The organism is Amycolatopsis sp. NPDC114503 (assembly GCF_055633655.1).
Window position 1 is genome coordinate 19,912 of the sequence record NZ_JBVKDT010000027.1, and the last position, 10,582, is coordinate 30,493.

Consider the following 10,582-nt stretch of genomic DNA (forward strand, 5'->3'; position numbering starts at 1 on the left):
CCTTCGTCTGAAGGCAAGACAACCACCGAAGCTCCCAGCGGACCCCCGCCTCGACGAGATAAGGCGGATTCTGACCTCGACCGGGTCTGAACGGCGCTTTCCGACACGGAAGCCTTGACAGCGAAGCGGCGGCCGGGACACGCCCGGCCGCCGCTCGCTCAGCTAGCTCAGCCGACCGGCGAGTGGTCGTAGATCCGCTGCTGCGGACCGGAGACCGCGGCGAGCCCGTTGGCCCACAACCGCTGTACCCGGGAGGCTTCCTGGGAGTTCGGGTTGGCGTTGTGGCAGGACGGGCCGGGGCCGCCGCCCGACATCAGTTCGGAGCACGGGCCCGAGTAGTGGTCCGGCAGGCCGAGCGCGTGGCCGGTCTCGTGCGCGGTGATCCGCGTGTTGTCGTACTGCTGGGCCTGGCTGTAGTCGATGAAGATGGTGCCGTGGCCGTGTCCGTCGGTCTGCGCGTACGAGCCCCGCGGGTCGTTGCCCTCGGTGTAGCGCAGGGTGGCGCCGGACGAGCGCTCGACCAGCTTCACGTTGGTCACCGCGCGGTTCCAGTTCGCCGCGCCCGCGTTGATCGCGGCCCGGAACGACGGTGCGCCTGACGTCGAGTAGTAGACCGTGGTGGTCGCGGCGGCGGAAGGAGCCGGAGCGGCGACCGCTACCGCGCCCGAAAGCGGGGCAGCGGCCAGAGCGAGTGCGACCGCGCCGGACAGCACGAACTTCCTGGACATAAGAAAGCTCCTGGGGGATTGGGGAGTTTGCCGGGTTTGCGCGCGCTCAACCCAAAGTAGGCAGAAGCTCCCGGAATGTGACCCCCCATTCGTACGGTCCGGTAAATGGTGATTTCCCACCACTAACGACGGGTTGACAACCCGTCACCAGGGCTGCATCTCGTCGTCGTCCTCGCCTGCCGCGCGCCTGCGGTGCGGGCCGGACGTCGGCCGGGGCGGTTCGGGCGCGGCCGGGGGCGGCGGGGTGGTGCCGGGAGGCGGCATCGGCGGACGGCTGTGGGTCGCGCCGCCCGGGGGCGGCATCGGGCGGCCGTAAGCCGCGCTGCCCGGCGGGGTGGTGCTGCCCGGCGGAGGTCCGGAATACCGCGCGGGCGGTTCGGACCGCGGCGGCTCGGCGGGAGGCTGAGGCTCCGGCTCTTCCTCCGGCTCCGGCAGATACGACTTGACCACGTTCATCATCTCGCTGTCGCCGGCGATCGGCTCGAACGCGTCGATGACGTCGCGCGACACCTGGCGCTGCGCTTTGCCGTAGGCGTCCATGATCGAGGCGGTGAGCCGGGCGCCGCCGTGCCGCAGGGCGCGGTCGTCGATCTCCAGGTTCTTGAGCGAGCCGTTCGGGGCGACCGAAACCGTCACCAGCCCGTCGCCGGATTTGGCGCGGCCCTCCGCGGTGCTCAGCGTCTCCTGCAGGGCAGCGCTTTTGGCCTGCATCTCGTCAATCCGCCGCTGGAAGTCGTCCAGCCACCCCTGATCGTCCACCGGCAAACGCTATCGACCGCTCCCTCCCAGTTGGTGAACCTCGGATGGCTGACGGGCGACGAAACGATCGACATCCGCGGCGGGCCGGAGCCCGAGGAGGCAACGCGAGCGGTAACAATGGGCAAGTGTCCGAAGAAGTCCAGGCCCGCACGCGCAACCGCTGGGGCGAGGGCGAACGGCTGCGCGGGGAAATCCTCGCCGCGGCCAGCAGGCTCCTGTCGGAACTCGACGGCGAGGACGCGCTCACCATCCGCGGGGTCGCCCGTGCCGTCGGCATCGCCCCGGCCAGCATCTACCAGCACTTCAGCGACCGCGCTGCCCTCGTCACCGGGCTCGCCGAATACGAGTTCGGGCGGCTGCGCGTCGAGATGGACGCGGCCGAGTCCCGCGTTCCCGCCCGCGACGCGGTGGGCCGCGTGCGCGCGCTGCTGCACACGTACTGCCGGTTCGCGATGGACAACCCCGGGCACTACCGGCTGATGACGGCCAACGGGGCCAGCCGTCCTTCGCCGGAGGTCCGGCCGCACGGTCCGGCGATCGATCTCGTCGACCGGATCACCGCCGCGTTCGCCCGCTGCGCCGAGTCCGGCGCCGCGCTCCGGGTGTCCGCCGAACGGGCCGGAGTGATCGCGTTCGTCGGCGCGCACGGCCGCGTCGCGCTGTTCCATTCGACCGGAAGGCAGCCGAGCGGGGACGAAGTGGTGAGCTTCGCCGACGAGCTGCTGGCGCTCATTTTCGCTTGAGCCACGGGCGTTTTCTCCCGTTTTTCTCCGCTCGTCCACGGCCATCCCGGTGATCTTGAGCCGCACTGGTGGGCAATCGTTCACCAAGCCGCCTAACATGTGTTCAGTAAGTATCCGAACACTCGTTTGGTGACTTCTCCTCCAGGAGGCTGCGATGCCGGAGGCCCGGCCTGTAAAGCAATTTCCGATGTCCCGCGGGCGCTGCCCGTTCGATCCGCCGCCCGAACTCGACCGCAAGCTGCGCGACGAGCCGGTGTCGCGCGTGCGAATCTGGGACGGCAGCGAACCGTGGCTGTTCACCCGCTACGAAGACGTGCGCGCGATGCTCGCCGACCCTCGGGTGAGCGCCGAGCCCGACCGCGCCGGCTATCCGCCGCAGACGCCCGGGATCAAGGCACGGCGCAGCCGGTTCAAATCGTTCATCGGCATGGACGACCCGGAGCACGCGGCCCAGCGGCGGCTGCTCACCGGCGATTTCATGGTGAAGAAGATCCAGCGCATGCGGCCGAGGATCCAGCAGATCGTCGACGAACTGCTCGACGAGATGCTGGCCGGTCCGAAACCCGCCGACCTCGTGCAGGCGTTCGCGCTGCCGGTGCCGTCGCTGGTGATCTGCGAACTGCTCGGCGTGCCGTACGACGATCGCGACTTCTTCCATCGCTGCAGCAAAACCCTGGTCTCGCGGGAGGCGACCGCCGAAGAGTCGATCGCCGCGGCTGAGGAACTGCAAGGCTATCTCGGGCGGCTGGTCGAGAAGAAGATCGACGACCCGGCTGACGACGTGTTCAGCCGGCTCGCGACCGGACCGGTCGCCACCGGTGCGATGACCGTCGAGGAAGCGGCCGCGATGGGGCAGTTGCTGCTCGTGGCCGGCCACGAGACCACGGCGAACATGATCGCGCTCGGCACGGTGGCGTTGCTGGAAAACCCGGACCAGCTCGCCGCGGTCCGCGACGGCGACGATGCCTTGCTGGCCAACGCGGTCGAGGAACTGCTGCGCTACCTGACGATCGTCCACTCCGGACGCCGCCGCGTCGCGCTCGAAGACCTGGAGATCGGCGGGCAGACCGTCCGCAAGGGCGAGGGCCTGGTCGCGGCCACGGACGTCGCCAACCGCGACGAGACGCAGTTCCCCGAGCCGGACAAGCTCGACGTCACCCGCAAGGCGCGCCATCACGTCGCGTTCGGCTACGGCGTGCACCAGTGCCTCGGCCAGCCGCTCGCGCGGGTCGAACTGCAGGTGGTGTACCGGACGCTCTACCGGCGGATCCCGACGCTCCGGCTGGCCGCGCCGGTGGAGGAGCTGAAGTTCAAGCACGACATGGTCGTCTACGGGGTGCACGAACTCCCCGTGACCTGGTGAAAGGAGTCGCGAGATGAAGGTGGTCGTCGATCAGTCCCGCTGTGTCGGGGCCGGGCAGTGCGTGCTCGTCGCGCCCGAGGTGTTCGATCAGCGCGACGAGGACGGGATCGTGGTGCTGCTGCAGGAAAACCCGCCCGCGGAGCTGCACGCGCAGGCGAAAGAAGCGGCGCAGCTTTGCCCGGCGCTCGCGATCGAGGTGGACGGCTGAACCGGCGGCCCCGGCGGTCCTTTATCCTGTAAGGGGAAAGGGGTCCGCCGGTGGTCGTGTTCGCGGGGCAGGGCGACGCCCGCCGTTCGATGGAGCTGCTGTGGCGCGCGGGCGTCGAATCGCGCAGTGCGCCGGGGCCGAAACCCGCGCTGAGCGTCGACCTCATCGTGGGCGCGGCGATCGAACTCGCGGACGCCGAAGGCATGTCGGCGCTGTCGATGCGCGCGGTCGGGGAACGGCTCGGGCGCACCGCGATGGCGCTGTACACGTACGTGCCGAGCAAGACCGAGCTGATCGACTTGATGTGCGACCAGGTGTTCGGCGATCTGCGCGACGACCACGATCTGTCCGGCGGCTGGCGTCCCGCTTTGCTCGAGCTGGCCGGGGACCTGTGGGAATTCCACTTGCGACACCCGTGGCTGCTGCAGGTCTCCTACGCGCGTCCGGTGCTGGGTCCGGGGGAGTTCCGGACGCAGGAAACGGTGCTGCGGGTGCTGTTCGCGACCGGCCTGCCCGCCGGTCAGGTGAGGCGGCTGGTGGGCGCGCTGCTCAACGTCGTGCGCGGCGCGGTGCAGATCGCCGCGGAATCCCGGCTGGCGCTGAAGGAAACCGGACTGTCCGATGAGGACTGGTGGCGGGCGCGGACGGCTGCGCTCGGCGAGCTGGCGCCGGATCTGGCGCAGCGGTACCCGCACGTCGCGCGGCTGGGCGAGGAGAGTTCGCCGCCACCGCCCGCCGGAGTGTCCTATTTGGAGCATGAAGCGCGGCTGAGCTTCGAAGCCGGCGTGGCGGTGCTGGCGGACGGGATCGAGGCGGCTATCGCTTGCGCGCCTCGATCAGGTACCGCGTAGTCGTCGCGACGAACGGCCCCTTCTGCAGCTCCTCGTGCAGCTCGCGTAGCCGCGGCAGATACTCGTCCACAGTGAACCCTGGCACCATCCAGATCACCTTGCGCAGGAAGTAAATCACCGCACCGATGTCGTGGAACTCGGTGCGCAGTTCCTCGAAGCGCAGATCCACCACCTCAAGCCCGGACTTCTCCGCCGCGGCCTTCGCGCGGTCCGGATGGCGACCGTTGCGCACCTCCGGCGGCTGCGGCCCGAGGAAGTACTCGACCAGTTCGAACACACTCCACGGCCCGACCTGCTGCGACAGATAACTGCCGCCGGGCCGGAGCACCCGCGCGATCTCTTCCCACCAGACAGTGACCGGATGCCTGCTGACGACCATTTCGAACGTGTTGTCCTGAAACGGAAGCGGCGGCTCGTCGGTGTCCGCGACGACGGTCGCACCGCGCGGTTCCAACAACGCAGCGGCCTTCTCGATGTTGGGCGGCCACGATTCGGTGGCGACCGTCAACGGCGGCAGCACCGGCACGCCTGCCAGCACCTCGCCTCCGCCTGTCTGGACGTCCACAACGGACTGGACGTCCCGAAGTCGTTCGCCGAGCAGCCGCTGATACCCCCAAGACGGCCGCTGCTCGCTGGCCCGGCCGTCGAGCCACGAGAAATCCCAGCCGGCCACGGATACCGACGCGGCCTCGTCCACCAGTTCGTCGAAGGTACGCATCCCGTGATCGTCACAAATTCGGCTCGGGCGGGCCACTCGATTTCCGCGTCTTCCCCTGTCCGGCGAAGAATTCGCGCGCCGAACCGGGCGTCCACAACAGAACGACGACGAGGAGCTGCGCCGCGCCGACGACCGGGATGATCGCGTGAAACATCGGCGAGGACGACCAGGAGAAGACGCTGAACACCACGGACAACAGCTGGGAGACGGTGGCAAGGCGGCGGGTCCACCGCCGTGCGGTGGCCAGTTTCCAGGCCAGCAGCGCGCACAGCACAAGCAGGACGCCGTGGAATACCGCCCCGGAAACCAGGGCGACCTCGACGGACCGGTCGATTTCGGCTGCGGCGAAATCGGGGTGCTGGGACGTGATCTGCGTGCGCAAGGCATCCCGGCCCGCCCACATCACCACGGGCACCACCAGATGACTGATCGCCACGACGGCCAGCAGCACCCGCGCCCACTGGACGGGCGCTGGTACTGGTCGCGGCCGGGTGCTCGGTTCCCTGATCACCGCTCCACCTCGCTTCCCGGCACGCGCCGGGCTCGACGCCAGCGAGGACCGGTTCCGGGCGGGCTCGCGACCGTGCCGCCGTGTCGCGCCCACGCCTGGTTGAGGCGGGTGATCAGCTCCAGGGCGGTGGTCACGTCCGTGTCCGGCCAGTCTGCGATGACGTCCGCGAAGACGGCGGCTCCCGCCTCGATCGTGGTGGCGATCTCCGAGCGGCCCTGTTCGGTCTGCCGGACGAGGAACGTGCGGGAGTCGTCGGGGTCGGGCTCGACGACGACCTGCTCCGCTCGTTCCAGCGCGGTGAGGTGACGGCTGGTCGCCGACGCGGTGAGGCCGAGTTCGGCGGCGATCTCGCCGGGACGGACGGGTCCTCGGGAGCCGACGGTCGCCAGCACCTGGATCCGGGTCAGATCCAGGCGCCGGGAGATCTGGCGGTGGCCCCGGTCGATGAGCTCCATGACCGCTCGGGCCAGTTCCGCAGAGTCATTTCGTTGCGACACGAAACGACTTTACCAAAGCGGCGTGGAGTCTGTCCGGTCAATTCACGAAGAGACGCAGGCCTGGAACGGACCGGTCGTCGTCAGAGGTTCGGTGCGGCCGATTTCCGCTGGGGCGCCGGCGGCACGGGCTTGGCCGCGACCACCGCGTCCAACGGGACGACAACCAACCCGCGTTTGGTCTCGACGGTGCAGGTCTCAGCGTCGCGAGCGCGCAACGGGCCGAGGGCATCGGTGAACCCGCCCTCGATCCGGTACCGCACGACGACCCGCGTACCCAGCGGGAGTTTCGTTAGCGGAGTCACCGCGACAGGTGCGCGTTCAGCTCGTCGTCGCTCGGTTCCACGAGGTGGCTGCCGTCCGCGAAGACGATGGTCGGGATGCGGCGGGCGCCGTCCTGCAGTTGGCGTACGCGGGCTTCGGCGGCCGGGTCAGCCTCGACGTCCACGTAGTCGTACTCGACGCCCTTCGCGTCGAGCAGCGCGCGGCTGCGTTTGACGTCCGGGCACCAGCTCGCGCCGTAGACGATCGGGTTGCTCATGACACTACCTCCGAGGGGACGACAGCGGTTTTGTCTTCGGCCGCACCGGGTTCCGGGTGGCCGAGGAACGTGAGCCAGTCGCGGAACACGCGGTGCACGGCTTCCGCGCCGACGGGTTCGCCGGGTGCGGGGAATTCTCGTGGATGCAGCAGGAAGCCGCGCTGCTGCGGTCCGCCGAGACCGCCGTGCGAGCCGACGTGCCGTTCGAACGGCGAGGACTGGTCGGAGTCCGCGTCGTACCGGCTGTTGATCATGATGTCCGCGCAATGCGGGAAGCTGTCGACGCGCTGGACCAGCTCGGCGGCGTACGGACCGTAGTCGGCCAGCGGGTCTTCGCCGATCACGACGCCGGTCGCCAGCCGCTTCAACCCGTCGCGGCCCAGCACCACCGGGCCGAATTCCCGGCTGCGGACCAGCAGGAAGCCGACGCCGTCGTGGTCGACCAGCGTCGGCAGCAGGTCGGGGTACTCGCGTTCGATCGTCTCGAGCTCGACCCGGCCCTCGTGCTCGGTGAACGACACCATCGCGAGATGCCCGGACACCACGGCGACCACCCCGGGAGCCACGCGCGTGACCTGGCCCGGCGAGCCGGTCGCCGTGCGCGGCCGGTTCTCGGCTCCTTCCGCGCCTTCGACGCGGGCTCGCAGCCGTCGCGCGATCAGGCCGCCGGTCGCGGTCGCCTCGGCGAGGGCGGCGTTGACCTGCCAGCTTTCCGCCTGTCGACGTTTCCCTTGCTCGGCAACGGGTTCGCCGCCGCAGAGCCGTCCGACGAGCGCCTCGACGGTCTCGCCGAACCGGTCGACGAACGCCTGGCCTTGAGTCTGTCCGTGATCCGACAGCCCGACGATGTGGTACTTCCGCGGCGAGAGCCGCCCGGCTCGCAGCAGCCGCGCGAACTGCTGGTCGATCGACCGCAGCACCTCCAGCGTGTCGAACCGTTCGATGCCGGAGTGGTGCGCGACCTCGTCGTAGCCGAGAAAATCGGCGTACACCACCGGCCGTCCGGCGAGCATGTCGCCGATGATCGCGGACACCACGACGTCGCGCGCGATCACCGTCGTGCCTGGCCGGGCCAGCGGGTAGATCCCGCCGCGCGGGATCCGCGGCAGCACACCGGCGCGCCGCTGCTTAGCCGCCGCGGACAGCTCGCGGACGACGTCGGCGAGTGCGACACCGAAGGTGCGCAACGCGTTGATCGGGTTGGCGAAGTAGGCGCGATACCCAGCGCCAACCCGCCCCTGTCGACGCTTGCGCGGCGTGAGGACCGGCACCGAACTCATGGTCAGGCTGACGTGCGGGGCGTCGCCGGAGAAGAGGTTGCCGTGGCTCGCGCCGCCGATCGACAGCAGCCCGCGCCCGTCGCTGTGCCGCCGCTCGATCTCGGCCGCGTCGGACGGATGCGCGCACGCCATGACGTGGTCGCGATCCTTTTCGTACCAGCGGAAACCGAGGATGTCGTGGTTGGAACCGTGCAGGATCCCGCAGACGCTCGCGCCGGTCTGCGAACTCCAATCGGTGTGCCAGCGGGTGAGCGAATGCGTGCCCTCGGACAGCCACTTGGCGAAGGTCGGCATGTCGCCGTCCCGCACAGCGCGGCGGACGGTGTCGTAACCCAGCCCGTCGATCTGCAGGAAGACCACACCGGGTGGCTGATCGGCGAAATCGGTGCGGTGCTTCGCTTTCCGCCGGCGGCGTGCGGCGCGGCGGAAGAAGATCTCGTCCTCGTCGACGGCCAGCACGCTGGAGATCACCGCGCCCACCGCGGACATCGCGACGGTGATGACGACCGCCGTCGAGAATCCGTGCAGCTCAACGCCGGGCACGGCCTGCAGAATCGCCAGGGCCGCAGCGCTGAGCAGGATGTACGTGCCAACGCCGAGGGTGAAGTACGCGATCGGCCACGCCACCCGCACCACCAGCGGCCACACCACGGAGACGAGCAGTCCGAGGATCAGCGCGCACACCGTCGGCTGCCACCAGGACTGCATCGTGAACCCGTCGAGCCACGCGTCGAGCAGCCGCAGCGCGCCGGTGACCGCCACCCAGACCAGCAGGACTCGCGCGACGACCCGGCCGCCGCGCAGCAACCGGCCCTTCGCCGGAGCAGGTGTCGTCATCGATGTCCTCCCGTCTGGTTGGCCGCCCGTTTCTTGGAGATCAGCGTGGTCAGCACGGTCACCAGCAGCACCAGGACGGTGGCGAGCAGCGTCGCGATGAGCGGCGAGTCGAAGATGCCGCCGCTGAGGATGCCCAGCAGCGAGTACGCCACTGCCCACAGGACGCAGGCCAGGAGGCCGGACGGCAGGAACTTGCGCCAGGGGTAGCCGAGCGTGCCCGCGGCAAGCAGGACCGGGATGCGTCCGGCGGGTACTAGACGGCCGATCACCACTAGCTGCCAGCCGCGTCTCGCGAACTGCTCCCGGCCTTTCGCGAGGCGTTCGGCTTGCTGGCGTCGTTCTACGAAGCGCAGTAGCGGTTCGCTGCCGAATTTCGGGACGGCGAAGGTGATCACGTCGCCTAGGTATGCGCCTGCTACTGCCAGCAGGATTACCAGGGGAAGCGAGAGGTGGTCCGTGGTCATCGCGACCGCGGCTGCCGCGCCGACGACCGCGCCGGTCGGGACGATCGGGATGACGGAGCCGAGCAGTACTCCGCCGAACAGCGCCGGGTAGCCGATCGCTGACGGGTCTGTCCAGTTCACCCGCGCTCCTTGCGGGTGGGGAGCAGGACGTCGGAGCCGGGGCGGGTGTGCAGGACCTCGGTGTCCAGGCCCAGACAGCGGACGTGGTGCGCGAAGGTGCGCGGAGGTTCCACGAGGAGCTGGCGCATTTTGGCCGTGCGGTGGATGCCGGGGAGGGCGAGGGTGCCCCAGTGGACCGGGACCGCGGCGCGCGCCTGCAGGAGGGCGGCGGCTTCGGCGGCTCGTTCCGGGGTGAGGTGGCCTGGGCCGAGGTTGGGGCCCCAGCCCCAGACCGGGAGGAGGGCTATGTCTACCGGGGCTAGGTCGGCCATGCCGGGGAAGAGGTCGGTGTCGCCTGCTGAGTAGATCCGGGTGTTGCCGGCTTCCAGGAGGTGGCCCAGGGCTGGGCTTTGGGGGCCGTGGGTGAGGCGGGGGCCCCAGCGGTGGCCGGAGTGGATCGCTTCGGTGGCGGTGATTTTCAGGGGGCCGGAGGTGATGGATTGGCCGGGGGAGAGTTCTTCTACCTCGGTGAAGCCTTGTTTGGCCAGCCAGGAGCCTGCGCCTCGGGGGACGACGATTCTCTTGGTTTTGCCGAGGAGTTTGAGGGAGGGGAGGTGGAGGTGGTCGCCGTGGAGGTGGGAGATGAGGACGACGTCTACTGCGGACCAGGCGGTGAGGTCGGGTTTGGGGACCACTCGGGTCAGGGGGCCGATCCAGCGGGTGAGGACTGGGTCGGTCAGGGCGACCTGTCCGGCTAGTTCCACGCGGGTGGTCGCGTGGCCTAGGAAGTGGAGGTTCGGGCTGGTCACGGGTTCGAGTATTGCTGGATGTTCCGGGAGATGCTCGGTGGAGTGGTGGGGGGGCACCGTTCTGGGCGGCTCGTCGCCTGGGGGCGACATTGCGCCCGGGTGGGTTGGGGCACCCCGAAGCCCATTGTGATGACGGACGGCGGGTGCTTGTCAAGGCGGGAAAGATGCCTTGACAAG

14 protein-coding genes are annotated in these 10,582 nt (G+C 69.5%); 4 read left to right on the forward strand and 10 right to left on the reverse strand.

Annotated features, from left to right (window positions below):
• Positions 1-167: 167 nt before the first annotated feature.
• Entirely contained in the window at positions 168-728 is a 561-nt protein-coding gene (locus ACZ7OI_RS49020) for a snapalysin family zinc-dependent metalloprotease (RefSeq protein WP_470270985.1), read from the reverse strand.
• 144 nt (positions 729-872) lie between these two features.
• Positions 873-1,487 carry a YbaB/EbfC family nucleoid-associated protein gene (locus ACZ7OI_RS49025; protein WP_470270986.1) on the reverse strand — a complete coding sequence of 205 codons (615 nt, stop codon included), beginning with the start codon at positions 1,485-1,487 and terminating at the stop codon, positions 873-875.
• Between the two features lie 125 nt (positions 1,488-1,612).
• Here ACZ7OI_RS49025 and ACZ7OI_RS49030 point away from each other — a divergent pair, with 125 nt between their 5' ends.
• The 4 genes from ACZ7OI_RS49030 (at position 1,613) to ACZ7OI_RS49045 (ending at position 4,652) form a co-directional block, all read left to right on the forward strand.
• Entirely contained in the window at positions 1,613-2,230 is a 618-nt protein-coding gene (locus ACZ7OI_RS49030) for a TetR/AcrR family transcriptional regulator (RefSeq protein ID WP_470270987.1), read from the forward strand.
• 154 nt (positions 2,231-2,384) lie between these two features.
• On the forward strand, positions 2,385-3,593 hold the full coding sequence (locus ACZ7OI_RS49035) for a cytochrome P450 (RefSeq protein WP_470270988.1): 1,209 nt from the start codon (positions 2,385-2,387) through the stop codon (positions 3,591-3,593).
• A gap of 13 nt (positions 3,594-3,606) precedes the next feature.
• Positions 3,607-3,801 (forward strand): ferredoxin, encoded by a 195-nt coding sequence (locus tag ACZ7OI_RS49040; protein ID WP_344269044.1) that lies wholly within the window; start codon positions 3,607-3,609, stop codon positions 3,799-3,801.
• A 50-nt stretch (positions 3,802-3,851) separates the two neighbouring features.
• A complete protein-coding gene (locus ACZ7OI_RS49045) occupies positions 3,852-4,652 on the forward strand; it encodes a TetR/AcrR family transcriptional regulator (protein WP_470270989.1) in 801 nt (266 codons plus the stop codon).
• On the opposite strand, the gene ACZ7OI_RS49050 is transcribed toward ACZ7OI_RS49045, so the two are convergent.
• From ACZ7OI_RS49050 to ACZ7OI_RS49085, 8 genes are all read right to left on the reverse strand, one after another.
• Entirely contained in the window at positions 4,618-5,370 is a 753-nt protein-coding gene (locus ACZ7OI_RS49050) for a methyltransferase domain-containing protein (protein WP_470270990.1), read from the reverse strand. The two genes, ACZ7OI_RS49045 and ACZ7OI_RS49050, sit on opposite strands and share 35 nt — an antisense overlap.
• Before the next feature lie 10 nt (positions 5,371-5,380).
• On the reverse strand, positions 5,381-5,881 hold the full coding sequence (locus tag ACZ7OI_RS49055) for a hypothetical protein (RefSeq protein WP_470270991.1): 501 nt from the start codon (positions 5,879-5,881) through the stop codon (positions 5,381-5,383).
• The gene (locus ACZ7OI_RS49060) at positions 5,878-6,378 is read right to left on the reverse strand and encodes a MarR family winged helix-turn-helix transcriptional regulator (protein WP_470270992.1); all 501 of its coding nucleotides are present in this window, start codon (positions 6,376-6,378) and stop codon (positions 5,878-5,880) included. Before ACZ7OI_RS49060 ends, ACZ7OI_RS49055 begins: the two co-directional genes overlap by 4 nt.
• An 80-nt stretch (positions 6,379-6,458) precedes the next feature.
• Complete coding sequence (locus ACZ7OI_RS49065) at positions 6,459-6,680, reverse strand: putative acetyltransferase (protein WP_470270993.1); 222 nt, start codon at positions 6,678-6,680, stop codon at positions 6,459-6,461.
• Positions 6,677-6,916, reverse strand: a complete 240-nt coding sequence (locus ACZ7OI_RS49070) for a glutaredoxin family protein (RefSeq protein WP_037361625.1) — start codon at positions 6,914-6,916, stop codon at positions 6,677-6,679. Before ACZ7OI_RS49070 ends, ACZ7OI_RS49065 begins: the two co-directional genes overlap by 4 nt.
• Entirely contained in the window at positions 6,913-9,033 is a 2,121-nt protein-coding gene (locus ACZ7OI_RS49075; RefSeq protein WP_470270994.1) for a phage holin family protein, read from the reverse strand. The genes ACZ7OI_RS49070 and ACZ7OI_RS49075 overlap by 4 nt, the downstream gene beginning before the upstream one ends.
• On the reverse strand, positions 9,030-9,617 hold the full coding sequence (locus tag ACZ7OI_RS49080; protein ID WP_470270995.1) for a DedA family protein: 588 nt from the start codon (positions 9,615-9,617) through the stop codon (positions 9,030-9,032). Before ACZ7OI_RS49080 ends, ACZ7OI_RS49075 begins: the two co-directional genes overlap by 4 nt.
• Positions 9,614-10,405, reverse strand: coding sequence for an MBL fold metallo-hydrolase (locus tag ACZ7OI_RS49085; protein WP_470270996.1), 792 nt, complete (start codon positions 10,403-10,405; stop codon positions 9,614-9,616). Before ACZ7OI_RS49085 ends, ACZ7OI_RS49080 begins: the two co-directional genes overlap by 4 nt.
• Positions 10,406-10,582 lie beyond the last annotated feature (177 nt).

What these genes read in the sequence shown, in the direction of transcription:
- ACZ7OI_RS49020 (WP_470270985.1), bottom strand. Translation starts at nt 728, where the DNA reads ATGTCCAGGAAGTTCGTGCTGTCCGGCGCGGTCGCACTCGCTCTGGCC.
- ACZ7OI_RS49070 (WP_037361625.1), bottom strand. Translation starts at nt 6,916, where the DNA reads ATGAGCAACCCGATCGTCTACGGCGCGAGCTGGTGCCCGGACGTCAAA.
- ACZ7OI_RS49075 (WP_470270994.1), bottom strand. Translation starts at nt 9,033, where the DNA reads ATGACGACACCTGCTCCGGCGAAGGGCCGGTTGCTGCGCGGCGGCCGG.
- ACZ7OI_RS49050 (WP_470270990.1), bottom strand. Translation starts at nt 5,370, where the DNA reads ATGCGTACCTTCGACGAACTGGTGGACGAGGCCGCGTCGGTATCCGTG.
- ACZ7OI_RS49040 (WP_344269044.1), top strand. Translation starts at nt 3,607, where the DNA reads ATGAAGGTGGTCGTCGATCAGTCCCGCTGTGTCGGGGCCGGGCAGTGC.
- ACZ7OI_RS49035 (WP_470270988.1), top strand. Translation starts at nt 2,385, where the DNA reads ATGCCGGAGGCCCGGCCTGTAAAGCAATTTCCGATGTCCCGCGGGCGC.